Raw genomic sequence first — 24736 nt, 5'->3', positions numbered from 1 at the left:
CCCCCAACTCCCCCCACAGCAACGTTCACTCACGACCACAGGTGGACCCCATGACCGCAGAAACCACACAAGCCAAGCGCACGCGCCCCACCTTCCTCACCGACTACGCCCCCACCCGCTACCGCAAACGCCTCACCCCCCTCTCCCGAGTCCCCATCACCGGCCGCATAGGCGAGGTCTGGCACCTCGCCGCCCAGCGGCACCCCCGCAACCCGGTCATCGTCGACCGCGCCCCCGACGTGGACCGCGACGGTCCGCTGGAGCGCAGCTACCTGCAGTGGGCCGCGCTCGTCGACGACCTCGCGTCCCGGCTGCACGCGCTGGGGGTGCGGGAGTGGGACCGGGTCGCCGTCGTGAAGCGGAACCACCTCGACGTCGCCCTGCTCGCCTCCGCCGCCGCGCGGATCGGCGCCGTGCCCGCGCTGATCACCGACCACCACGACGCGCGCACCCTCGCGGTGATGCTCGGCCGGCTGGAGAAGCCGTTCCTGATCACGGACCGGCAGGCGCTGGAGCGGATGGGCCTGGACAAGGAGGCCGTCGCCGAGCTCACTGAGAAGACGGCCTGCGTCGACGACGTCCCGGAGGACCGGCCCGACGTCGTCTCCTTCGACGGGCTGCGCGGCGGCCCGGTCGTCGAACCCCGGCTGCGCGCTTGGGAAGAGCCGATGGTCATCACCCACACCTCGGGCACCACCGGTGTCCCCAAGCTGGTGCTGCACTCGGCCGAGTCGCTGTACTCGCTGGGGCTGGTCGAGGCCGAGCGGTGGCCGTTCTTCCGGCTGCGGGACGACGACACCGTCGCGTTCTGCGAGCCGTACTCGCACCAGCGCATCATCACCGGGCTGCTGCCGCTGGCGACCGTCGCGCCCAAGCTCGTCATGATGTCGGACCCGCTCGCGCCGGTCGTCCGCGACCTGCTCGTCGAGCACAAGCCGACGTTCGTCGAGACGCTGCCCAACGCCTTCCTCGCCTGGGAGGAGTTGGCACAGGACCCGGCCAAGCCGTTCGCCAACGTGCGCGTCTTCGTCAACTCCTTCGACGCCATCCACACCCGCACCGTGCGCACCTTCCTCGCCGCGACCGAGCGGAAGCTGCCCGTCTGGGTGCAGTCCTGGAGCCAGACCGAGGCCGGCGCGGTGGCCATCCGCCCGTACACGCGCGGCTCGGTCAAGCGGCGCGGCCACCGTCCGCCGCCCACCCAGGTCCTCGGCTGGCCCGTCCCGGGCTTCGGCAGGCTCCGCGCCGTCGACCCGGACACGGGCATCCCGGTGCGCCGGGGCGAGGTCGGCCTGATCCAGTTCTCCGCGCCGGGCCGCTGCCTCACCTACGTCGGCGAGAAGGAGCGGCACGACCTCAAGCGCGAGGGCCACTGGTGGAACCTCGGCGACATGGCGGTGATCAACCGCCTCGGCGCCGTCCGGCTCATCGACCGCGAGGTCGACCGGATCCCCGGCGCCAGCGCCCTGGAGATCGAGGACGTGCTGCTGGACCGGCTGCCGCGGACCACCGAGGTGATCGTCCTCGCCGTCGCGGGCGGGAAGCCGCAGCCCGTCTACAGCTCCCAGTTCGACCAGCCGGTGACCGAGGCGCAGTGGCGCGCGGCCACTGCGGACCTGCCGGAGATGGCCGAGCCCATCCACATCCGGTGGGACGAGTTCCCCCGAACCGCCACGTGGAAGGTGCGCCGCGTCATGCTCCGCGAGCAGCTGCTCAAGGACGCCGACGGCATCGGTTACGGCACCTGGACGTAGCGGTCACGTCAACCGGCCGCGAGGGCGCGGCGCGCGGACCCCGCTCGCGGGCACGTCCGCGCGCCGTGCCGTCCGGCCGGCCGACCCGCTGAGAGGAAAGATGACAACCGAGACCGAGAGCAGCGGTACGGCGCCAGGGCCATCGGAGGCCGGTCACCCCCGCAGGTGGCTGATCGTCGGTGCGATGTCGCTGTGCATGTTCATCGCCGTCATGGACAACACCGTCCTGACCGTGGCCCTGGCCTCCATCCAGAAGGACCTGGACGCCTCCAACGCCTCGCTCCAGTGGTCGATGGACGCCTACACGCTCACCTTCGCGGCCCTGCTGCTCACCGCCGGACTGCTGGGCGACCGCTACGGGCGGCGCAAGGTGCTGGTCGCCGGGCTGGTGTTCTTCGCCCTGGTCTCCGCCGCCGGCGCGTGGTCCGGGAGCGCGGGCCAACTCATCGGCTGGCGGGCCGCGATGGGCGTCGGAGCGGCGGTGGTGCCGGGCTGCACCATGGCCGTGATCACCACCGCCGTGCCGCGGCACGAGCGGGCCAAGGCCATCGGCCTCTGGTCGGCCGCGGCCGGCGTCGGCATCGCCGCCGGCCCGATCATCGGCGGCGCCCTGCTGGAGCACTTCTGGTGGGGCTCCGCCCTGCTGGTGAACGTGCCGTTCGTGCTGGTGGCGATCGGCCTGATCGTCTTCTGCGTGCCGGAGAACCGCGGCGGGAACAGCACCGCCCGGATCGACCTCCCCGGCGTCCTGCTCTCCACCGCGGCCACCGGCGCCCTGGTGTTCGGCATCATCGAGGGCGGCGAACGCTCCACCCTCGCGGATGCGGTCGTCTGGGTGCCGCTGGTCGCGAGCGTCCTCCTCTACGCCGTCCTGGCGAAGGTGGAACGGCGGGCCGCCAACCCGGCCGTCGACCTCGGGCTGCTGCGCAGGCCGCGGTTCGCGGCGGGCTCCGGAGCCCTCGCGATCATCTTCTTCACCGCGATGGGCGCCAGCTTCGTCGTCGTCTTCTACCTTCAGATCCTGCGCGGCTACAGCCCGTTGGACTCCGGGCTGCTGATGCTGCCGCTCGCCGTCGGCTCGATGATCAGCGCCGGGGTGAGCGACGGACTGGTGAAGCGGTTCGGCGCGGCCTCCGCCATCGCGGTGGGCGCGGTGCTGATGTCCGCCGGGCTGGGGCTGATCGGCCTGCTCGGCGCGTCCACGCCCATCTGGCGGTTCGGCGCCGCCCAGTTCGTCGGCGGCCTCGGCTTCGGCCTGGCGTTCTCGGCGGCGATGGCGGCGACCGTCGCCATGGTCCCGGAGGAGAAGGCGGGCGCCGGCAGCGCCCTCGCCAACACCGCGCGGCACGTCGGCAGCGCCCTGGGCATCGCCGTGCTCGGCGCGGTCCTCGGCGCGGTGTACCGCCACAAGCTCGGCGACACCACCGACCCGCTGCCCGCCTCCGTCCGCGACCAGGCCGGGGACTCCCTCGGCAGCACGGCGGGCGCGCTGCGCGAGGTGACCGAGCGGGCGGGGGAGCTCCAGGGCGCCCGGGACGCCGCGTCGCAGGCGGAGCTCAAGGAGCTGCTGCCCGCCGTCCGGTCGGCCCGGACCATCCTCGACCGGGCGGCGGACGCGTTCCTCGACGCCCTCCAGACCACCATGTGGCTGACGGCCGGCATCGGCCTGCTCTCCGCCGTCGTCGCGCTGGTGTGGCTGCGGGGCGGGACGGCGGCGGCCGCCGACGGGCCGGGGGATCCGGCCGGCCCGGTCCGGGGCGGGAAGCCTCGCGCGTCCGCCGGGTCCGCCGCCTCCGAGGAGTCGCCGACCGGCTGACCAGGGCCCGGGCCCCGGCCGTCGCGTCGTGCCGCGGCGGCCGGGCGTCCTCGCCCGGAGTGCCGTGCCGCGGTGGCCGATCGCCCCGCCCGCTCGCCCGTACGGACCGGGGGCGAACCCCCTCGGTCCGCCAACCCCCCTCAACAGCCCCTGCCCCCGCGGTCCGACCGGTCCGCGCGGGCGTACCGAATGGAGCGCGTTCCGTGGCTGCCCGAGCGCCTCGTGCGCAGACCGACACCTTCGAGACATGCGTGGTGGGCGCGGGACCACGCGGCCTTTCCGTACTGGAGCGGCTCTGCGCCAACGAGCGGGCCGCCCCCTCGCACGGCGCGGTGACCGTCCACCTCGTCGACCCGGCGCTGCCGGGAGCGGGCGCCGTCTGGCGCCCGGACCAGTCGCGGCACCTGCTGATGAACACCGTCGCCTCGCAGATCACCCTGTTCACGGACGGCAGTTCGCGGATCGACGGGCCCGTGGAACCCGGGCCCACCCTGTACGAGTGGGCCCGGGACGTGGCGTCCCTGGCCGAGTGCGCCGGCGAGGACGACTGGGTGCTGCGGGAGGCGCGGGCGCTCGGCCCCGACGCGTACCCCACCCGCGCGTTCTACGGCCGCTATCTGCACGACTGCTACCGGCGCGTGCTGTCGGGCGCCCCCGCGCACCTCACCGTGCGTACACACCGCTCGCGCGCCGTCGCGCTCACCGACGCGCTCGGCGCGGCGGGCGGGCCGCAGAGCCTGCTGCTCGCCGACGGAACGCGGCTCGACGGGCTCGACGCCGTCGTCCTCGCCCAGGGGCACGTCCCCGCGCGGCCCACCGTCCCCGAGGCGCGCGCCGCCCACCTCGCGCGGCTGCACGGGCTCAGCTATCTGCCGCCGGTCAACCCGGCCGACGCCGACCTGGACGGCATCGAGCCCGGCGACCCCGTCCTGCTGCGCGGTCTGGGGCTCAACTTCTTCGACTACATGGCCCTGTTCACCACCGGGCGGGGAGGCACCTACGTCCGCGCGGAGGACGGCGGTCTCGCCTACCGGCCGTCCGGGCGCGAGCCGCGCCTGTACGCGTTCTCGCGGCGCGGCGTCCCGTACCACGCGCGCGGTGAGAACCAGAAGGGCGTCTCCGGGCGGTATCTGCCCCGGTTGCTCACGCCGGAGCGCATCGACGCGCTGCGCGCCCGCGCGCGGAACGGGGAGCCGGTCCGGTTCACCGCCGACCTCTGGCCGCTGATCGCCGCCGAGGTGGAGAGCGTCTACTACGGCACCCTGCTGACCGCCCTCGGCCGGGGCGCGGAGCGCGCCGAGTTCACCGAGCGGTACCTGGCCGCCGGGACGGCCGGGTCGGGGTCTTCCGGGTCGGGCGCGGCCGGGGAGCGCGAGGAACTCCTCGACGCCTTCGGCATCGCCCCGCGCCACCGCTGGGACTGGGAGCGGCTCGCCGCCCCGCACAAGGGCCGCGACTTCGCCGACCGCGCGGAGTTCCGCCGCTGGCTGCTCGACCGGCTGCGGGCCGACGCGCGCGCCGCCCGCGAGGGGAACGTGGACGGCCCCCTCAAGGCCGCCCTGGACGTGCTGCGCGACCTCCGCAACGAGATCCGGCTCGCCGTGGACCACGCCGGGCTCGACGGCGCCTCCCACCGCGACGAACTGGAGCGCTGGTACACGCCGCTCAACGCCTTCCTCTCCATCGGCCCGCCCGCCTCCCGGATCGAGGAGATGGCCGCGCTCGTCGAGGCCGGCCTGCTGGAGGTCACCGGCCCCGGCACCGACGTACGCCTCGACCCGGCGGCCGGCGCGTTCACCGCCTCGTCGACGCTGGTGCCGGGGGAGCCCGTACGGGCCCGGGTGCTGATCGAGGCCCGGCTCCCCGAACCCGACCTGCGGCGCACCGAGGACCCGCTGCTCCGGCACCTGCTCGACACCGGGCAGTGCGCGCCGCACCGCGTCCCGACGGAGGGCGGGCCGGCGTACGAGACGGGCGGACTCGCCGTCACCGAGCGCCCGTACCGCGTCGTCGCCGCCGACGGCACCGCGCACCCGCGCCGCTTCGCCTACGGGGTGCCCACGGAGGGCGTCCACTGGGTGACGGCCGCCGGCACCCGCCCCGGCGTCGACTCGGTGACGCTCGCCGACGCGGACGCCATCGCCCGTTCCGTGCTCGGGCTCACACCGGCGGACGCGGCGCCGGAGGCGTCGGCGGCGCTCGCGGGGGTACCCGTCTGACGGGTGGGTTGCGCGGCGGAGGCCACCGGCCCGGCTCCGACGGGGGCCGGTGGCCTCCGCCGCTGGGCCGTGGGGGGAGACGGCCGGAACTCCTCGCGGCCGGGCACGGGTTGATCCGGCAGGTACCGCGACACACGCGCGAGGAGAAACGATGACCACCCACGACCGGCACGCCCTCCACGACACCGGCCTGCTCTCGCCCGTACGGGCCGGCACCCCCGTGGAGGAGGCCACCGGGGACGCCGCCTGGGTGCGGGCCATGCTCGACGCGGAGGCGGCCCTGGCGCGGGCGCAGTCCCGGCTCGGGACCGTGCCGCCGGAAGCGGCCCTGGTCATCAGCGAGGCGGCGGGCGCGGCGCGGCTGGACGTCCGCGCGCTGGCGCTCGCGGCGCGCGAGACGGCCAACCCGGTGGTGGGGCTGGTCGCCGCGTTCACCGCGGTGGTCGCGGACCGGGACCCGGCGGCGGCCGAGTACGTCCACCGGGGCTCGACCAGCCAGGACGTCTTCGACACGGGCGCCCTGCTGGTCGCCGCGCGGGCGCTGCGGCTGATCCACGCGGACCTGCTGCGGACCGCCGACGCGCTCGGCCGACTGGCCGCCGCCCACCGCGGCACGCCGGCCGCCGCCCGTACCCTCGCCCTCCAGGCCGTCCCCACCACCTTCGGCCTGCGCGCCGCCGGCTGGCGGCAGCTCGTGCTGGACGCCGCCGGGCGGATCGCCCGGCTGCTGGACGGCGGCCTGCCCGTCGCGCTGGGCGGCGCGGCGGGCACGCTGGCGGGCTACCTCGAGTACGCGCGCCTGGCGGGGGAGCCCGACCTCGACTCGTACGCCGGCCGGCTCGGCGCGCTGTTCGCCGAGGAGACCGGGCTGGGCCGGCCCGTCCTGCCGTGGCACGCGCTGCGTACGCCGATGGCCGACCTGGGGGCGGTCCTCGGGCTGACCGCGGGGGCGCTCGGCAAGTTCGCCGTGGATGTGCAGAACCTGACCCGCACGGAGGTCGGCGAGGTCGCCGAGCCGGCGGTGGCCGGGCGCGGCGCGTCGTCGGCCATGCCGCACAAGCGGAACCCGGTGCTGGCCACGATGATCCGTACCGCCGCTCTCCAGGTGCCGGCGCTCGCGACCGTCCTCACCCAGCAGTTGCTGGCCGAGGACGAGCGCTCCGGGGGCACCTGGCATGCCGAGTGGCTGCCGTTGCGCGAGTGCCTCCGGCTGACCGGCGGCGCGGCGCACACGGCCGTCGAACTGGCCGAGGGGCTGGAGGTCCGCCCGGAACGGATGCGGCGGAACCTGGAACTGACGGGCGGGCAGATGGTGTCGGAGCGGGTCTCGGCCGTCCTCGCCCCCCGCCTGGGGAAGGCGGCGGCCAAGCGGCTGCTGACCGAACTCACCGGCGAGGCGACCCGGACGGGCCGCCCCCTGTCCGACGTCCTCGCCGCCGACCCCCGGCTCACCGGCGTCCTCACGGCGGAGGAGTGCGCCGAACTCTGCGATCCGGCGCGGTACACGGGGAGCGCGGGGGAGCTGGTGGACCGGGCGCTGGGCCGGATCCCCTAAGGGTTCGGGCTACCGGCCGCCGGCGCCGGGGACGGCCTCCCGCGGCGAGGCGTGCCAGTTGGTGACCTCCGGCCGGTCGAACAGGGTGCTGCCGACCTTGAGGCCGACCGGGTCGCCGGCGCTGTCACGGCTCACCGTGACGATGATGTCGGCCAGTTCCTTGCCGGAGTCGTCGTTGGTGGTCTTGGGGTTCAGCCCGGCGTACGCGGTGGTGCCGCCGCTCAGCTTGATCTCCTTGCCGACGGCCTGCTCGGCCGGCTGCGCCTCGGTGCCGTCGGACCCGATCGCCACGACCGGGTAGACGCCGGGGAGCCAACAGGTGATGCCCGGCTTGGCGCGCACGGATATCTCGATGTAGCCGCCGGCCTGGGACTTGGAGGTGGCGGCCCAGGTGAGGTCGTTGGTGCCGCAGACCTGGCCGTAGCCGTTCTTGTCGCCGTTCTTGCCGCTGCTCTCGCCGCTGTGGGAGGGCTTTCCGGTCCCCTTCTCCGCCGTGGCGCCGGGGGACCGCGAACCCTTGGCGGCGCCGCCGTCGGACTGCCGGGCGGCATGACTCGGCGATCCCTGTTCGGCGGGGCGGGCGGCGCCGGCCGACGGAGACAGGGCGGACGGGTCAGCCGGTGCTGACGAGGCGGAGGAGGCTGACGAGGCGGCCGGCGCGGAAGCCTCGGATCCGGAATCGCCCTTGTCGCAGGCGCTCAGCGACAGCACACCGGCCAGCGCCGTGGCGGCCAGCGCGGCCGAGCGGATGAGGTTCTTGCGCATGGGTGGGTCCCCCCGTAGTGGTCTCACTGGATCGGTCGGGAACGGCGCGGAGAACGGCGCCGCCGTCGACGGGAAGAAGCTTCACGGCGCTCCGGCCGGACCCGCAACGAGCCGCGGAGAAGAGGGGACGCTGAACCGTCGAAACACCCTGTGACCTGCGTGAATGGCACTCGCCTGGAACGCCGGCCTGGAACGGGAAGCCGGGCCCGGAGCCGCCGCGGGCCCGGCTTCCCGCCCGGAACCCCCTTAAGGGGTGCGCAGGCCGCGGAAGAACGTCCGGATGTCGCCCACCAGCAGGTCCGGCGCCTGGAGGGCCGCGAAGTGGCCGCCGGCCGGGAACTCGGTCCAGTGCGTGACGCGGTGGGAGAGCTCGGCCAGCCCGCGCAGCGCGCGGTCGCCGAGGAAGTCGGCCACTCCGGTCGGCACGCCGGACGGCGCGGGCCGGACACCCCAGCCGTCCGCGCCGGCCTCCCGATAGAGCCGGGCGGCCGAACCGGCCGTACCGGTCAGCCAGAACGCGGAGACGTTGGTGAGCACGGCGTCGCGGTCGGGGAGCGGCTGCCGGGTGGCCGTGGGGTCGTGGTCGACGAACCACTCCAGGTTCCAGGCGAGCTGTCCCGCCGGCGAGTCGTTGAGCGCGTAGGCGACGGTCTGCGGTCGGGTGCTCATCTGGACGGCGTACCCGGAGTGGGCGTACCACCACTGCTCGTTGGCCTGTGCCCGCTCGCGGTCCGCTTCGGACAGCCGCTCCAGTTCCTCCGGACCTTGTGCGGTCGCGGCGTCGACAAGCGCGTTGACGTGCACTCCGACGACCCGCTCGGGGGCGATCCGGCCCAGCTCGGGCGAGACCAGCGCGCCGAAGTCGCCGCCCTGGGCGCCGTAGTGCTCGTAGCCGAGCCGGCGCATCAGCGCGTCCCAGGCGAGCGCGATGCGCCGGGTGCCCCAGCCGCGTTCCCGGGTCGGCCCGGAGAACGGGAATCCCGGCACGGACGGGACGATGAGGTGGAAGGCGTCCGCCGGGTCGCCGCCGTGCGCCCGGGGATCGGTGAGCGGCCCGATGACGTCGACGAAGTCGTGGACGGTGCTGGGCCAGCCATGGGTGACGATCAGCGGCAGGGCGTCCGGTTCGGGGGAGCGGACGTGCAGGAAGTGCACGTTCTGCCCGTCGACGGCGGTGGTGAACTGAGGGAACGCGTTGATCCTCGCCTCGTGCGCGCGCCAGTCGTAGCCGTCGGCCCAGTAGGCGACGAGGTCCTTGAGGTACGGCAGCGCGACGCCGTAGTCCCAGCCGGCGCCGGGCAGTTCGTCGGGCCAGCGGGTCCGGGAGAGGCGGTCGCGCAGGTCGTCCAGGCGGGACTGCGGGATGTCGATGCGGAACGGGGTGATGGCTGAGCCGTCGGTGTCGGTCATGCGGGTGACGGTAGGAGCCGTCTAGGACACTTGACGGCCTGGTCGAGCCGGGGCTTCCCGAGGATTTCCGGGATTCCCGGACGGGCGACCCCGAGGCGGGGTGGTGAGGGGATCAGGGAAGAACCGGGGGTTTCCCCCATACCGGCGTACCGGCGGCCGGCCATAGCCTCGTCGTACAGCCAAGTCGCTCCGACTCCCGAGAAACGGTGAATTCCCATGCGCTCCCGCCTCCGTCCGATCGCCGCCGCCCTCCTGACGGCCGCGGCCGCCGTCGGCGCGCTGAGCGCGTGCGATCTGGGTCCGATGAAGAAGTCCGAGGACGACGCCACGGTGTCCCGGAAGATCAGCGCGATCCGCATCGACGGCGACTCGGGCGCCATCACCCTCCACGGCAAGCCCGGCACCACCGGCGCCGAGCTGCACCGGACCGTCCGCTACCGCGACGACCGCCCGGACGGCCCCACCTACCGCGTCGAGAACGGCGTCCTCGTCCTCGGCGGCTGCGGCGAGGACTGCTCGGTCGAGTACGAGGCCACCGTCCCCGCCGGAATCCCCGTCAGCGGCGAGACGTCCAGTGGCTCCATCGACCTGACGGGCGTGGGCGCGACGCACGTGAAGTCCTCGTCGGGCGCCATCGAGCTGACCGACACCGCGGGCCCGGTCGACGTCGAGTCGACCAGCGGCTCGGTGACGGGACACGACCTCGGGACCGGCCCCGTCAAGGCGAAGGCCACCAGCGGTGCCTTGAACCTCACCCTCGCGTCCCCCCAGGACGTCGAAGCCGAGACCTCCAGCGGCTCCCTCACCGTCACCGCCCCCGGCGGCCCGTACCGCGTCGCCGCCGACACCGACAGCGGCTCCCGGAACATATCCGTCCCCCAGTCCTCCTCGGCCCCCCACCACCTTGACCTGAAGACGTCCAGCGGCGCCTTGAAGGTCCGGAACGGCTGAGACCGCCAGGTCCGGCCCGGCCGGCGGCCGACGGACTACTCGTCGAGGCAGTCGGCGAGGTACCGCGCCGTTCTCCCGAGTTCCCGCATATAGGAGGTAGCCGAACACAGGCCCGCACCCGCGTCGCGGGACAGGTCCGTCCGTACCCGGTCGATGAGAGTCTGCCAGCGATGCCAAGGGCCGGTATGGCGGTCAAGCCGGGCGGCGCGGTCGAGTGCTTCGTCCAGCATGGCCCGCAGGTGCCCGCGCAGGGCCATGGTCAGCTCGGCTACGTCTTCCGGCCGGGGCAGTACGGATCCGCGGTCCTGGAGGGCCCGCCGGACGGTGGCCCGGATGGTGACGAGATCCAGGGGCGCCGAATCCCCGGTCAGCATGGAGGTGAGACGTGTGGCCCGATGACCGGGCGTCGTGTCGTGCACAGAATGCTCCTCAGGGCCGAGCTTTCGGGTCCGGCGCGCGGCGCGCGCGTCGGTACGCCGATTGCACCGCCCGGGCGGCGGGTGAACGAGGCCACATCAGCGGACACTTCGCCGGGCCGGCTCCTGGCTGGCGGGCGGCGCAGTAGCGTCTGGCGCCATGTCCGAAGCAGCGTCGCGGAATACGCTCCTCGTGACCGCCAGGGTGCGGCACGGCTGGCACACACAGCAGGAATTCGCCGATGCCTATGAACGCCACGCGCTGACGCTGGGAGAGCGCACCGGTATCTCTGTCCGGCAGGTGCGGCGCTGGGAGTCGGGCCGATCGGAGTGGCCGAACCGCGATGCGCGTCGCGTGCTGGAGAGCATGTTCGGCTTGCCGTTGGAGCAGTTGGGTTTCGTCCGCCCGATAGCGTCGGGAGCTGCCTTCCACCGGGTTCCCGAATCTGCACCGGAGGAGGCGCCGATCCCTCCGCTCGTCGAAGGCGCCGAGGTGCGCCGGCACGGCGGACGGGAGCTGGTCAGCCGTCTTGGCACGGCTTTGGAGAGGGCCGCTTACCTGGACGGACGGAGAGGTCCCGGAGGCGTTCTGCCGGTCACCCTGGAGCTGGTGCGATCCATCGAGGGCATGGCGAGGGAAGCCCGTGCCGACGTCCGTCGGGAGCTGCTGTATTTGGGCAGCCGAGCCGCCGAGTTCACGGCCTGGCTGTATCGCGACAGTGGGGCATCCGCGGGGACCGTTCTTTACTGGCACGACCGGGCGATCGAGTGGGCTGATCTGTGCGGGGACGGGGCGATGCACGGCTACGTCCTGCTCCGGAAGGCACAGGCGACCGAGCGCACCGACCCGGCCCGTATGCGCGACCTCGCGCACGCGGCCGTGCACGGTCCTTGGTCGTTGCCGCTCCGCGCCCGCGCGGAGGCGTTGCAACAGGAAGCACGAGCCCTTGCACTCGGCGGAGCGGCGCCAGAGGACGTCGCGCGTCTGCTTGACCGGGCCGGCGAAGCGCTCGATGCGGCTCCGCCTGGCGGCCCCGTTGGCACCGCGACGTGCATCGGCCCCTTGTGCGGCGGATACGACCTCGACCGCCTCATGGCGCAGAGCGCCGTCTGTCACCGGGAGGCGGGACGGCCGGAGCGGGCCGCCACCCTCCTGCGAGAGCACTTGGCCACCGGCGCGTTCGCCCCACGGGACCGGGCCTTCTTCACAGCACACCTGGCGGGCGCGTTGGCGGCGGCCGGCCACCCCGACGAGGCAGCGATGACCGGGTTGTCCGTGTTGCGCCTGGCCGCCGCACCGCGTTTCGGCCAGGCGCTCCGCGAGCTGCGACGTTCTGCCGGCCTGCTGCGACCGTACGGCAGGCGATCCACCGTGCGCGAGCTGCGTCGCGCGCTCGCCTCCTTGCCGGTCTAGCAGGTCAGGAAGGCCGTGACGCGTTCGATGACCTCGGCCTGCCACGCCTGAGATCGCGGGTGGAGGTACCCGGGATCGTCGTGCACGGCGAAGCCGTGTTGCGCTCCTTCGAGTTCCAGCAGCTCCGCCGGGCCGCCGAAACAGCCCAGATAGCGGCGGGAGGAATCGACGGGGACGAAGGTGTCCTTCGTTCCGTGAACCAGGAGGGTGGGGGCTTGGACCTCCCCGAGGAAGATCGCGGGGTCAAGGTGGTGAACCTCGTTCAGAAGGGCCCGACCCAGGGCGAACGGGCTGTGTTCGGTGAATCCCCGGCTGTCGAGAGCCTCGGCCGCCTCCGGTGTGAGGTAGTCGTCCGTGACGTATGGGCGGCTGGTCGCGTACCGCTCGTGGTAGTCGAGGCGGGGGTTGAGCAGGACCAGGCGGCGGACGTCCCGAGGGCGGTGGGCGGCGTGCAGGGCGGCCGCGCCACCCGAGAAGGACGCGGCGACGACGTCGACGGCGCGGTCCGAGCCGGCGGCCGTGCGGAGGTGGTCGCCGGCCGCGCGGATGTCGTTGGCTATACCGGTGACGGTCACATCCTCCGGCCGCCCGCCACTCGTACCGTGGGCGCGGAGGTCGAAGCGGAGGGACTGGAATCCGGCGGTGGCCAGTCCGTTGGCGAGGCGGGTGAAGAAGCCGCCTTCCTCGCGGGTCACCCCGGCTCCGTGCACCAGCGCCACCAGCCCGCGCCCTGGTCCGTCCGGTGCGGTCAGGGTTCCTGTGAGGGCGGTGCCGTCCAGCGAACGGAAGGCCGTCTCCGACTCGGGCATGAGCCGATCGTAGTGACGGCGTGTCGACGGCGCAGGCGTTCACGGCGAAGGGCCGCCACCTCTGTCCGAGGTGGCGGCCCTTGTCTCGAATGTGCCCGTGCGTCACATGACGCGGACCGCGCCGGTGGGCGGGGAGTAGCTCATGTCGCGCTCGACGATGCCCGTGCTGGGGTTCTGGGCGCCGATGAACTTGCCGCCGCCGATGTAGACGCCGACGTGGTAGGCGCTGCCCGCGGGGCCCCAGTAGAGGATGTCGCCCGGCTGCAGGTTGGAGAGGGAGACCTGGGTGCCGGCGGTCGACTGGTCCTGGGAGACGCGGGGGAGGCTGATGCCGATCTGCTGGTAGGCGGCCATGACCAGGCCGGAGCAGTCGTAGGAGGACGGGCCGGTGGAGCCCATCACGTAGGCCTTGCCGACCTGCGCCCGGAGGAAGGAGATGAGGGTGGCGGCGTTGCCGGTCGCACCCGTGCTCTTCGTGGACGTCGTGGTGGTGCCGGTGCCGGAGCCCTTCGCGCCGGTGCCGGTGCCCTCGTCGTCGCTGTCGGCGGAGGCGGTGGCCTTGGTGCCGAGGGCGGTGCGCTGGGCGTCGCGGGAGGCGCGGGCCTGCTCGGCCTCGCGCTTCTCCTTGGCCTCGGCGGCCTTGCGCTCGGCCTCGGCCTTGCGGTCGGCCTCCTGCTTGGCCTTCTTGGCGGCGACGCGGGCGTGGTCGACCGCCTTGTCCACCTGCGCACGGACCTGGTAGTCGTTCGCGGTCTGCTGCGTGGCCGCGGCGCTTTCGGCGACCGAGGCGGAGAGCGCGGCGTTGATGGCCGGCATCTCGATCGTGGCCTCGGCCGGCTTCTCGGCGGCGGTCGCCTGCGCGGCGCCCGTGACGGCCAGGGTGCTGAGGACGCCACCGGCAACACCCGAGCGGATGGCCCACGACTGCGTCGCGGGGCGACGGGGCTTCCGGTGGCTGGTTATGTGCGCGTTGGGGGACATGGGACAAGGGCTTACCAGGCGCCGTAGGTGGAGTTCAATATAAGTGACGTGGACCACAAACGGCGTTCGAGTGCCCGGAATTCGGGGCAGGCGCACCGGAAGCGGTCTTTCCGCTGCCCGTTCCCCCAATCGTGATCATGCGGTTAAGCATGGCATTTGGGCGCCGAGGGCGATCGGCGGCACGGCATATCACGTTCCGGTCTCGGCCGTCGAAGATCGCCGGGCAAATCGGACACCGATCGAACGCCTACGTGGCGGACTTCACGCGCACGCCCTCTTGCCGACGGCCGGGGTGCGGGCGTCGCGCGGCGCCCGGGCGGCCGCCCGGCGGATGGTGAATCGGGGCACGAGCCGACGGTCGGTCACGACCCTTCAGCGGAGCGCGCTCTTATATCAGTTGACGGTGGCAGATGCCAATTTGCGCTGATGATCGTTGGCTTGATAACGCCTCAGCCCCCGCAGCCCGCCTCGACCAGCGGAAAACCACCGGAATGTGACCACTGGCGATCACTCGGATGCTTCGGGTGAGAAGATCACCGCTCATCCGACTTGATGATCGTTCGTCAGGTGGTGGAGATCACAAACGCCGTGCTGTACGCCGTGTCGCAGATCACAGACCACCGGGCATAAGATGCCCTCGACCCGGGCTTGTGAACTGCCTCACATACCCGCGATCTTCGCAGAACCCTTCCGCGGTGTTCGCCGGTGAGCGGTCCGCGCGAAGGTCCGGTCAGCCAGCAGTCAGCGTCGACTGGAAGGAGCGAGGAGCGGTGAACGCCTACGCGCCCATCCTCGTACTGGGAGCCCTCGGTGCCGGCTTCGCGATCTTCTCCGTGGTCATGGCATCGCTCATCGGGCCGAAGAGGTACAACCGCGCCAAGCTCGAAGCCTACGAATGCGGCATCGAGCCGACGCCGCAGCCCTCCGGCGGCGGCCGCTTCCCGATCAAGTACTACCTGACGGCGATGCTCTTCATCGTCTTCGACATCGAGATCGTCTTCCTCTACCCCTGGGCGGTCGCCTTCGACTCCCTCGGGCTGTTCGGCCTCGTCGAAATGCTGCTCTTCGTACTCACCGTCTTCGTCGCCTACGCCTACGTCTGGCGGCGCGGCGGCCTGGAATGGGACTAGGGGGCCACCGCACATGGGTCTTGAGGAGAAGCTGCCCAGCGGCTTTCTGCTGACCACCGTCGAACAGGCCGCCGGCTGGGTCCGCAAGGCGTCGGTCTTCCCCGCCACCTTCGGCCTCGCCTGCTGCGCCATCGAGATGATGACCACCGGCGCCGGCCGCTACGACCTGGCCCGCTTCGGCATGGAGGTGTTCCGCGGCTCCCCCCGGCAGGCCGACCTGATGATCGTCGCCGGCCGGGTCAGCCAGAAGATGGCGCCGGTGCTGCGCCAGGTCTACGACCAGATGCCCAACCCCAAGTGGGTCATCTCCATGGGCGTCTGCGCCTCCAGCGGCGGCATGTTCAACAACTACGCGATCGTCCAGGGCGTCGACCACATCGTCCCCGTCGACATCTACCTGCCCGGCTGCCCGCCGCGGCCGGAGATGCTCATGGACTCGATCCTCAAGCTCCACAAGAAGATCCAGGGCGAGAAGCTCGGCCCGCACCGGGCCGAGGCCGACCGCGAGGCCGAGCGGGCGGCGCTGAAGTCCCTGCCGCTCATCGAGATGAAGGGGCTGCTGCCGTGAGCGAGCAGGACGAGCGCGGCCGTCCGGACGACCGGGTCCCCGTCCAGCGCGGTGACAACGGCGAGGTCATCGGCGTCCGCAGGGGCATGTTCGGCGCGAACAACGGCGGTGACACCACGGGCTACGGCCGCCTGGTGCGCACCGTCCGGCTGCCCGGCGAGACCGCCCGGCCCTACGGCGGCTGGTTCGACGACGTGGCCGACGAGCTGGAGGGCGCGCTGGAGGAGCAGGGCGTCGTCCCGTCGGACGCCATCGAGAAGACCGTCGTGGACCGCGGCCAGATCACCTTCCACATCGCCCGCGAGCACCTGCCGCGCGTCGCCCGGACGCTCCGCGACGACCCGGCGCTCCGCTTCGAGCTCTGCACCGGCGTCAGCGGCGTCCACTATCCGGGGGACAAGGGCCGCGAGCTGCACGCCGTCTACCACCTGCGCTCGGTGACGCACGCCCGGCTGATCCGGCTGGAGGTCACCGCACCCGACGCCGATCCGCACGTGCCGTCCGTCGTCGACGTCTACCCGGCCAACAACTGGCACGAGCGCGAGGTCTACGACTTCTTCGGCCTGGTCTTCGACGGCCACCCGGCGCTCACCCGGATCATGATGCCGGACGACTGGCAGGGCTTCCCGCAGCGCAAGGACTACCCGCTCGGCGGCATCCCCGTCGAGTACAAGGGCGCTCAGATCCCGTCTCCGGACCAGCGGAGGTCGTACAGCTGATGTCCACCAGCGAATCCCCCACGAGCCCGCACGGTTCCGGGAAGACCGCCCAGGGTCCCCGGAGCACCGAAGGACCCCGCGAGACCACCGAGGGGCCCGTCTACACCGTCACCGGAGGCGACTGGGACGAGGTCGTCACCGCGGCCCGGACGACCGACGACGAGCACATCGTCGTCAACATGGGCCCCCAGCACCCCTCCACCCACGGTGTGCTCCGGCTGATTCTGGAGATCGACGGCGAGACCGTCACCGAGGCCCGCGCGGGCATCGGCTACCTCCACACCGGTATCGAGAAGAACCTCGAATTCCGCAACTGGACGCAGGGCACCACCTTCGTCACGCGCATGGACTACCTCATGCCGCTCTTCAACGAGACGGTGTACTGCCTGGGCGTGGAACGGCTGCTCGGCATCGAGGACCAGATCCCGGACCGGGCGACGACGCTGCGCGTGCTGCTCATGGAGCTCAACCGCATCTCCTCGCACCTGGTGTTCATCGCCACCGGCGGCATGGAGCTGGGCGCCACCACGGTCGCCATCTTCGGCTTCCGGGACCGCGAGATGATCCTCGACATCTTCGAGCTGATCACCGGCCTGCGGATGAACCACGCGTACGTCCGCCCCGGCGGCCTCGCCCAGGACCTGCCGCCCGGCGCGGTGGACCAGGTGCGCGAGTTCGTGAAGAAGATGCGCAAGAACCTGACCGAGTACGACAAGCTCGTCGTCGGCAGCCCCGCCTACAAGGCCCGCCTGCAGAACGTCGGTTACCTCGACCTCACCGGCTGTATGGCCCTCGGCGTCACCGGCCCGGTGCTGCGCGCCGCCGGGCTCCCGCACGACCTGCGGAAGTCCGACCCGTACTGCGGCTACGAGACGTACGAGTTCGAGGTGCCGACGGTGGACACCTGTGACGCGTACGGGCGCCTCCTCCTCCGGCTGGAGGAGATGCGGGAGTCCCTGCGGATCATCGAGCAGTGCCTGGACCGGCTGGAGCCGGGACCGGTCATGGTCGCGGACAAGAAGATCGCCTGGCCCGCGCAGCTCGCCCTGGGCCCGGACGGGCTCGGCAACTCGCTCGACCACATCAAGAAGATCATGGGGACCTCGATGGAGGCCCTGATCCACCACTTCAAGCTGGTGACGGAGGGGTTCCGGGTGCCACCGGGGCAGGCGTACGCGGCGATCGAGTCGCCGCGCGGCGAGCTGGGCGCCCACGTCGTCAGCGACGGCGGCACCCGCCCCTACCGGGTCCACTTCCGCGACCCCTCCTTCCACAACCTCCAGTCCATGGCGGCGATGTGCGAGGGCGGCCAGGTCGCCGACGTCATCGTCGCGGTGGCGTCCATCGATCCTGTGATGGGAGGCGTCGACCGGTGAGCGTCGCACGCGCGGCCGCCGGGCCGCAGTTGACCGTGCTGGCCGCACCTCTGCGCCGCGCGGGCGGAGAAGCGAACGAGGAGGCGCCGTGACGACGGAGACGCACTTGGGGATGCCGCAGCTCCCCGCACCCGACTACCCCGCCGACGTGCGCGCCCGGCTGGAGGCCGACGCCCGGGAGGTGATCGGCCGGTACCCCGACAGCCGCAGCGCGCTGCTGCCGCTGCTGCACCTGGTGCAGGCGGAGGAGGGGTACGTCACCCGCACCGGCGTCCGCTTCTGCGCCGAGCAACTCGGGCTGACGACGGCCGAGGTGACGGCGGTCGCGACCTTCTACACCATGTACCGCCGCAAACCGAGCGGCGACTACCAGGTGGGGGTGTGCACCAACACGCTCTGCGCGGTGCTCGGCGGCGACGCCATCTTCGACGCGCTCAAGACGCACCTGGGCGTGGAGAACGGGGAGACCACCGGCGACGGCAAGGTCACCCTGGAGCACATCGAGTGCAACGCGGCCTGCGACTTCGCGCCCGTGGTGATGGTCAACTGGGAGTTCTTCGACAACCAGACCGTCGAGAGCGCCAAGCGCCTGGTGGACGACCTGCGCGCCGGGCGCACGGTCGAGCCCACCCGCGGGGCGCCCCTGTGCACCTACCGCGAGACCTCCCGCATCCTGGCCGGCTTCCCGGACGAGCGGCCGGGCGCGGTGGAGGCGGGCGGCGGCGCCGGGCATGCCTCGCTGGCCGGGCTGCGGCTGGCGAAGGGCGAGAACGGCCCGGCGCGCGTCGGACCACCGCGCGGCGCACCGCCGTTGGGCGAGCGCCCCCCGGAGCATCCGAGCTCCCATGACGCGCCCCAGCCCACGTCCGCCTCGGATCCCGAGCACCCCAGCGGACCGGTCACCGGGACCACCGAGGAGGGGGAGGGATGACCGTGTCCACCGACTACGGCGGGACCCCGCGGCCGGAGGCCGGGGGCGGCGACGGACCCGAGAAGCTGCTCGCGCCCGTGCTCAGCGCCTTCTGGGACGAGCCCCGCTCCTGGACGCTGGAGACCTACCTCCGGCACGACGGCTACCAGGGACTGCGCAAGGCCCTGGCGATGTCGCCGGACGACGTGATCGCCTATGTGAAGGACTCCGGACTCCGCGGCCGCGGCGGCGCGGGCTTCCCCACCGGGATGAAGTGGCAGTTCATCCCGCAGGGCGACGGCAAGCCGCACTACCTCGTCGTCAACGCGGACGAGTCCGAGCCGGGCACCTGCAAGGACATCCCCCTCCTCTTCGCCAACCCGCACTCCCTCGTCGAGGGAATGATCATCGCCTGCTACGCGATCCGCTCCGAGCGCGCGTTCATCTACCTGCGCGGCGAGACCGTCCCCGTCCTGCGCCGGCTGCACGAGGCCGTCCGCGAGGCGTACGCCGCCGGCTACCTGGGCCGGAACATCCTCGGCAGCGGCATCGACCTGGACATCACCGTGCACGCGGGCGCGGGCGCGTACATCTGCGGCGAGGAGACGGCCCTCCTCGACTCGCTCGAAGGACGCCGCGGCCAGCCCCGGCTCCGACCCCCCTTCCCCGCGGTGGCGGGCCTCTACGCCTGCCCCACTGTGGTGAACAACGTCGAATCCATCGCCTCGGTTCCCGCGATCCTCAACCGGGGCAAGGAATGGTTCCGTTCGATGGGCAGCGAGAAGTCCCCGGGCTTCACGCTGTACTCGCTGAGCGGCCACGTCGCCCGCCCGGGCCAGTACGAGGCGCCGCTCGGCATCACCCTGCGGCAGCTGCTCGACATGAGCGGCGGGATGCGCCCCGGCCACCGGCTCAAGTTCTGGACGCCCGGCGGGTCTTCGACCCCGCTGCTCACCGACGAGCACCTGGACGTGCCGCTGGACTACGAGGCGGTGGGCGCCGCCGGCTCGATGCTCGGCACCAAGGCGCTCCAGTGCTTCGACGAGACCACCTGCGTGGTCCGGGCGGTCACCCGGTGGACGGAGTTCTACGCGCACGAGTCCTGCGGCAAGTGCACGCCCTGCCGCGAAGGGACGTACTGGCTCGTCCAGTTGCTGCGGGACATCGAGGCGGGCCGCGGCCGGCTCACCGACCTCGACAAGATCGATGACATCGCCGACAACATCAACGGCAAGTCGTTCTGCGCGCTCGGCGACGGCGCGGCGAGCCCGATCTTCTCCTCGCTGAAGTACTTCCGGGCCGAGTACGAGCAGCACGTCAGGGGCCGTGGCTGCCCCTTCGACCCGGCGAAGTCCACGGTGTGGGCCGACCAGTCGCACCCGGAGGTGCACGTATGACCGTCACCACGTCCGCGCCCTCCGGCGGGGGGAACGCGGCCGTACCCCCCGACGACCTGGTGTCCGTCACCATCGACGGCATCCAGGTCTCCGTCCCCAAGGGCACCCTCGTCATCCGCGCCGCCGAGCTGGTGGGCATCGAGATCCCCCGGTTCTGCGACCACCCGCTGCTCGACCCGGTGGGTGCCTGCCGGCAGTGCATCGTGGAGGTCGAGGGCCAGCGCAAGCCCATGGCGTCCTGCACCATCACCTGCACCGACGGGATGGTGGTGAAGACCCAGCTCACCTCCCCGGTCGCCGGGAAGGCGCAGCGCGGGGTGATGGAGCTGCTGCTCATCAACCACCCGCTGGACTGCCCGGTCTGCGACAAGGGCGGCGAGTGCCCGCTGCAGAACCAGGCGATGACCGCCGGGCAGGCAGACACCCGGTTCGAGGGCCGCAAGCGCACCTACGAGAAGCCGGTGCCGGTCTCGCCGCAGATCCTGCTGGACCGGGAGCGGTGCGTGCTCTGCGCCCGCTGCACCCGGTTCTCCAACGAGATCGCCGGCGACCCGATGATCGAACTGCTGGAGCGCGGTGCGCTGGAGCAGGTCGGCACCGGCGAGGGCGACCCCTTCCTCTCGTACCACTCGGGCAACACCATCCAGATCTGCCCGGTGGGCGCGCTGACCTCGGTGGCGTACCGGTTCCGCGCCCGGCCGTTCGACCTCGTCTCCTCGCCGACGGTGTGCGAGCACTGCTCCGGCGGCTGCGCGACCCGCACCGACCACCGGCGCGGCAAGGTGATGCGCCGGCTCGCGCAGGAGGACCCCGAGGTCAACGAGGAGTGGCTGTGCGACAAGGGACGCTTCGCGTTCCGTTACGCGCAGCGCCCGGAGCGGCTGGAGACGCCACTGGTCCGGACCGCCGAGGGCGTCCTGGAGCCGGCGAGCTGGCCGGAGGCGCTGGAGGCCGCGGCCCGCGGGCTGACCGCCGCGCACGGCCGGGCCGGGGTGCTGACCGGCGGCCGGCTGACGCTGGAGGACGCCTACGCGTACGCCAAGTTCGCGCGCGTCGCCCTCGGCACGCACGACGTCGACTTCCGGGCCCGGGTGCACAGCGGCGAGGAGGCCGACTTCCTGGCCGCCCGGGTGGCCGGCCGCGGCCGGGACCTGGACGGCGCGGGGGTGACGTACCGCTCGCTGGAGCGGGCGCCGGCCGTGCTGCTCGTCGGTTTCGAGGCCGAGGAGGAGGCGCCGAGCGTCTTCCTGCGGCTGCGCAAGGCGTGGCGCAAGCACGGTCAACGCGTCTTCTCGATCGCGCCGTTCGCCACCCGCGGGCTGGAGAAGGCGGGCGGCACGCTGCTGCCCGCCGCCCCCGGCACCGAGCCCGAGTGGCTGCGCGCCCTCGCCGACGGCACCGCCCGGGACGCCCGCGCGGCGGCCGGGGCGCTGCGTGCGGAGGGCGCCGTGATCGTCGTCGGCGAGCGGGCGGCCGGGGTGCCGGGCCTGCTCACCGCCGCCGTGGCGACGGCCGCCGCGACCGGCGCCGAGCTGGTGTGGATCCCGCGCCGGGCCGGGGAGCGCGGCGCGGTCGAGGCGGGCGCCCTGCCCGGGCTGCTGCCCGGCGGCCGGCCCGCCACCGACCCGCGCGCCCGCGAGGAGACGGCCGCCGCCTGGGGCCTGCCCGAACTGCCGCGCGCCACGGGCCGGGACACCGGACAGATCGTCGAGGCGGCCGCCACTGGCGAGTTGGCCGCCCTGCTCGTCGCCGGGGTGGAGCCCGCCGACCTGCCCGACCCGGCGCGGGCCCGCGAGGCGCTGGACGCGGTCGGCTTCCTGGTCTCGCTGGAGCAGCGGCCGAGCGAGGTGACGGACCGGGCGGACGTGGTCTTCCCCGTCTCGGCCGTCGTCGAGCGGTCCGGCACCTTCGTCGACTGGGAGGGCCGGGCCCGGCCGTTCGAGGCGGCGCTCAAGCCCGACCAGATGGTCCGCCGGCACGTCCTGCCGGACCTGCGGGTGCTGCACATGCTCGCCGACGCGATGGCCGCCGGGGCCACCGGGCCGCACGGGCCCGTACCGCTGCGGCTGCCCGACGTCCGGGCCGCGCGCGCCGAACTGGCCCGGCTGGGCGCCTGGACCGGAGCCCGCGCCGCCGACCCCGCGGAACCCGCCCGCCCGGCACCCGCCGCGGGCCCGGGCGAGGCCGTGCTCGCCGGCCACCGGCTGCTGCTCGACCAGGGCCGGCTCCAGGACGGCGACGACGCCCTGGCCGCCACCCGGCACCCGGCCGTCGCCCGGCTCTCCCCGGCGACCGCGGCCGAGACGGGGGTCGCGGACGGCGAGCCGCTGGCCGTCACCGGACCGGCCGGTACCGTCCGGCTGCCGCTGCTGATCACGCCCATGCCGGACCGGGTGGTCTGGCTCCCGCTGAACTCCGCCGGCGGCGGCGTCGCCTCCGACATCGGGGCGCGCCCCGGGGAGGCCGTGCGCATCGCACCCGGCGGGGACGTCGAGGGACCGGAGGTGCTGTCGTGATCCCCGCCGTGGACACGGTCCGGCCGGGGGAGCCCGGCTCCCTCGGCGGGCTGGCCGCCGAGAACCTGTCGGTGTTCGGCCACGACCCCTGGTGGCTCGTGGTCGTCAAGGCCGTCTTCTGCTTCGCGTTCGTGATGGTGACGGTGCTGCTGTCGATCGTCATGGAACGCAAGCTGATCGGCTGGATGCAGCGGCGCATCGGCCCCAACCGGCATGGGCCTTGGGGAATGCTGCAATCCCTGGCCGACGGTGTGAAGCTGATGCTGAAGGAAGACATCGTCGTCAAGCGCGCCGACAAGGTGGTGTACATCCTGGCGCCGATCGTCGCGGCCGTGCCGGCCTTCATGGCGATCGCGGTGATCCCGTTCGGGCCCGCCGGCGACGAGGTGTCGATCTTCGGCACCCGGACCACGATGCAGCTCACCGACCTGCCCATCGGCGTCCTCTACATCCTGGCCACGGCTTCCGTCGGCATCTACGGCATCGTGCTCGGCGGCTGGTCCTCCGGCTCCACCTACCCGCTGCTCGGCGGCCTCCGCTCCTGCGCCCAGATGATCTCCTACGAGATCGCGATGGGCCTGTCGTTCGCGGCGGTCTTCCTCTACTCCGGCTCGATGTCCACCTCGGCGATCGTGGACGCGCAACACAACCGCTGGTACGTGCTGCTGCTGCCGGTGTCGTTCATCGTCTACATCGTCGCGATGGTCGGCGAGACGAACCGGGCGCCGTTCGACCTGCCGGAGTCCGAGGGCGACCTGGTCGGCGGCTTCAACACCGAGTACTCGTCCATCAAGTTCGCGATGTTCATGCTCGCCGAGTACGTGAACATGGTGACGGTCTCGTCGGTCGCGGTGACGCTGTTCCTCGGCGGCTGGCGGGCGCCGTACCCGGTCTCGGCGTTCTGGGAGGGCGCGAACCACGGCTGGTGGCCGATGCTCTGGTTCGTCGTCAAGCTCCAGTTGCTCCTCTTCTTCTTCATCTGGCTGCGCGCGACCCTGCCGCGGCTGCGCTACGACCAGTTCATGAAGCTGGGTTGGAAGATCCTCATCCCGGTCTCGATGGTCTGGCTGATGCTCGTGGCGACGGTACGGGCGCTGCGGAACGAGGACTACGACTTCCAGTCGATCGTCCTCTACGTCGCGGGCGCGGTCGTCGCGATCCTGCTCGTCTCCTTCGTCGCCGACCTCTTCCGGGGCCGGGGGGAGCGGGAGCGCGAAGTGCCCGACGGCGACGGCTCCTTCGACCCGATGGCGGGCGGGTACCCCGTTCCGCCGCTGCCCGGGCAGACGCTGCCGCCGGTGCCGCGCCGCAGGTCACGGCGGGAGCGGGAGCTGAGCGAGGTCTCTGTCAGTGGTGGAGTGCATACTCTGAGTGACGAGTCTGCTGGATCTCGTGACGGAAAGGAGGCCGGCGGTGCCTGAGTCTGCCCGCGAGGACGCCCCGCGTCCCCGCAAGAACCCCGTGGCCGGTTTCGGGGTGACGTTCAAGGACGTCTTCAAGAAGCGGCTGACGGAGCAGTACCCGGAGTACAAGAAGCCCACCGCGCCGCGCTTCCACGGCCGGCACCAGCTCAACCGCCACCCGGACGGCCTGGAGAAGTGCATCGGCTGCGAGCTGTGCGCCTGGGCCTGCCCGGCCGATGCCATCTACGTCGAGGGCGCGGACAACACGGACGAGGAGCGCTACTCGCCGGGCGAGCGGTACGGGCGCGTCTACCAGATCAACTACCTGCGCTGCATCCTGTGCGGGCTGTGCGTCGAGGCGTGCCCGACCCGGGCGCTCACCATGACGAACGAGTACGAACTCGCGGACAAGAGCCGGGAATCGCTCATCTACACCAAGGAGGAGCTGCTCGCCGGCCTGGAGGACGGCATGGTCGACTCCCCGCACGCGATCTTCCCCGGCATGACCGAACAGGACTACTACCGAGGGCTGGTGTCCGAGGCGGCGCCCGGTACCGAGCGGCAAGTGGCGGTCGGCAAGGGCGAGAAGCCGGCGTCCGAGGGGGTGGAGGCGTGAATCTCGCCGCG

General features: G+C 72.6%; 20 protein-coding genes. 15 read left to right on the top strand and 5 right to left on the bottom strand.

Annotation, left to right across the window (positions count from 1 at the left end; all coding sequences use genetic code 11):
- Window positions 1–50: 50 nt before the first annotated feature.
- The 4 genes from J7W19_RS14385 to J7W19_RS14370 all read left to right on the top strand — a co-directional run bounded on the left by J7W19_RS14385 (window position 51) and on the right by J7W19_RS14370 (window position 7344).
- Window positions 51–1754 carry a class I adenylate-forming enzyme family protein gene (locus J7W19_RS14385; protein ID WP_004941789.1) on the top strand — a complete coding sequence of 568 codons (1704 nt, stop codon included), beginning with the start codon at window positions 51–53 and terminating at the stop codon, window positions 1752–1754.
- A gap of 100 nt (window positions 1755–1854) precedes the next feature.
- Entirely contained in the window at window positions 1855–3570 is a 1716-nt protein-coding gene (locus J7W19_RS14380; protein WP_063825770.1) for an MFS transporter, read from the top strand.
- Between the two features lie 203 nt (window positions 3571–3773).
- Window positions 3774–5789: an FAD/NAD(P)-binding protein gene (locus J7W19_RS14375; RefSeq protein ID WP_106429559.1), complete on the top strand. Its 2016-nt coding sequence runs from the start codon at window positions 3774–3776 to the stop codon at window positions 5787–5789.
- Between the two features lie 151 nt (window positions 5790–5940).
- Window positions 5941–7344, top strand: a complete 1404-nt coding sequence (locus tag J7W19_RS14370; RefSeq protein ID WP_004941784.1) for a nitrosuccinate lyase — start codon at window positions 5941–5943, stop codon at window positions 7342–7344.
- A gap of 9 nt (window positions 7345–7353) precedes the next feature.
- Here the strand turns inward: J7W19_RS14370 and J7W19_RS14365 are convergent, their stop codons facing one another.
- Both J7W19_RS14365 and J7W19_RS14360 read right to left on the bottom strand, forming a co-directional pair.
- Window positions 7354–8109 carry a DUF4232 domain-containing protein gene (locus J7W19_RS14365; RefSeq protein ID WP_004941782.1) on the bottom strand — a complete coding sequence of 252 codons (756 nt, stop codon included), beginning with the start codon at window positions 8107–8109 and terminating at the stop codon, window positions 7354–7356.
- A gap of 246 nt (window positions 8110–8355) precedes the next feature.
- Window positions 8356–9519 (bottom strand): epoxide hydrolase family protein, encoded by a 1164-nt coding sequence (locus tag J7W19_RS14360; RefSeq protein WP_004941780.1) that lies wholly within the window; start codon window positions 9517–9519, stop codon window positions 8356–8358.
- Between the two features lie 216 nt (window positions 9520–9735).
- On the opposite strand from J7W19_RS14360, the gene J7W19_RS14355 reads away from it, so the two are divergent.
- A complete protein-coding gene (locus tag J7W19_RS14355) occupies window positions 9736–10470 on the top strand; it encodes a DUF4097 family beta strand repeat-containing protein (RefSeq protein ID WP_004941777.1) in 735 nt (244 codons plus the stop codon).
- A gap of 35 nt (window positions 10471–10505) precedes the next feature.
- Here the strand turns inward: J7W19_RS14355 and J7W19_RS14350 are convergent, their stop codons facing one another.
- A complete protein-coding gene (locus J7W19_RS14350) occupies window positions 10506–10889 on the bottom strand; it encodes a DUF6415 family natural product biosynthesis protein (protein ID WP_004941774.1) in 384 nt (127 codons plus the stop codon).
- Between the two features lie 157 nt (window positions 10890–11046).
- Here J7W19_RS14350 and J7W19_RS14345 point away from each other — a divergent pair, with 157 nt between their 5' ends.
- Entirely contained in the window at window positions 11047–12300 is a 1254-nt protein-coding gene (locus J7W19_RS14345) for a helix-turn-helix domain-containing protein (RefSeq protein WP_040888722.1), read from the top strand.
- Here J7W19_RS14345 and J7W19_RS14340 read toward each other — a convergent pair.
- On the bottom strand, window positions 12297–13109 hold the full coding sequence (locus J7W19_RS14340; protein ID WP_004941770.1) for an alpha/beta hydrolase: 813 nt from the start codon (window positions 13107–13109) through the stop codon (window positions 12297–12299). The two genes, J7W19_RS14345 and J7W19_RS14340, sit on opposite strands and share 4 nt — an antisense overlap.
- Before the next feature lie 102 nt (window positions 13110–13211).
- Window positions 13212–14090: a C40 family peptidase gene (locus J7W19_RS14335; RefSeq protein ID WP_004941768.1), complete on the bottom strand. Its 879-nt coding sequence runs from the start codon at window positions 14088–14090 to the stop codon at window positions 13212–13214.
- 770 nt (window positions 14091–14860) lie between these two features.
- On the opposite strand from J7W19_RS14335, the gene J7W19_RS14330 reads away from it, so the two are divergent.
- From J7W19_RS14330 to nuoI, 9 genes are all read left to right on the top strand, one after another.
- Complete coding sequence (locus J7W19_RS14330) at window positions 14861–15220, top strand: NADH-quinone oxidoreductase subunit A (RefSeq protein ID WP_004941767.1); 360 nt, start codon at window positions 14861–14863, stop codon at window positions 15218–15220.
- Between the two features lie 13 nt (window positions 15221–15233).
- Window positions 15234–15788, top strand: a complete 555-nt coding sequence (locus J7W19_RS14325; RefSeq protein ID WP_004941765.1) for a NuoB/complex I 20 kDa subunit family protein — start codon at window positions 15234–15236, stop codon at window positions 15786–15788.
- Complete coding sequence (locus J7W19_RS14320; protein WP_004941762.1) at window positions 15785–16507, top strand: NADH-quinone oxidoreductase subunit C; 723 nt, start codon at window positions 15785–15787, stop codon at window positions 16505–16507. Before J7W19_RS14325 ends, J7W19_RS14320 begins: the two co-directional genes overlap by 4 nt.
- A complete protein-coding gene (locus J7W19_RS14315; RefSeq protein WP_004941761.1) occupies window positions 16507–17883 on the top strand; it encodes an NADH-quinone oxidoreductase subunit D in 1377 nt (458 codons plus the stop codon). Before J7W19_RS14320 ends, J7W19_RS14315 begins: the two co-directional genes overlap by 1 nt.
- Window positions 17884–17995: 112 nt before the next feature.
- Window positions 17996–18814, top strand: a complete 819-nt coding sequence (gene nuoE / locus J7W19_RS14310) for an NADH-quinone oxidoreductase subunit NuoE (RefSeq protein ID WP_040888720.1) — start codon at window positions 17996–17998, stop codon at window positions 18812–18814.
- The gene (nuoF, locus tag J7W19_RS14305) at window positions 18811–20190 is read left to right on the top strand and encodes an NADH-quinone oxidoreductase subunit NuoF (protein WP_004941756.1); all 1380 of its coding nucleotides are present in this window, start codon (window positions 18811–18813) and stop codon (window positions 20188–20190) included. Before nuoE ends, nuoF begins: the two co-directional genes overlap by 4 nt.
- On the top strand, window positions 20187–22706 hold the full coding sequence (locus J7W19_RS14300; protein WP_004941752.1) for an NADH-quinone oxidoreductase subunit G: 2520 nt from the start codon (window positions 20187–20189) through the stop codon (window positions 22704–22706). The genes nuoF and J7W19_RS14300 overlap by 4 nt, the downstream gene beginning before the upstream one ends.
- On the top strand, window positions 22703–24127 hold the full coding sequence (gene nuoH, locus J7W19_RS14295; RefSeq protein ID WP_004941749.1) for an NADH-quinone oxidoreductase subunit NuoH: 1425 nt from the start codon (window positions 22703–22705) through the stop codon (window positions 24125–24127). Before J7W19_RS14300 ends, nuoH begins: the two co-directional genes overlap by 4 nt.
- A complete protein-coding gene (gene nuoI / locus J7W19_RS14290) occupies window positions 24120–24725 on the top strand; it encodes an NADH-quinone oxidoreductase subunit NuoI (RefSeq protein ID WP_004941745.1) in 606 nt (201 codons plus the stop codon). Before nuoH ends, nuoI begins: the two co-directional genes overlap by 8 nt.
- Window positions 24726–24736: the final 11 nt, after the last annotated feature.

Source organism: Streptomyces mobaraensis NBRC 13819 = DSM 40847, from assembly GCF_017916255.1.
Classification (GTDB): Bacteria; Actinomycetota; Actinomycetes; order Streptomycetales; family Streptomycetaceae; genus Streptomyces; species Streptomyces mobaraensis.
This window is presented reverse-complemented; position numbering and strand designations above follow the sequence as displayed.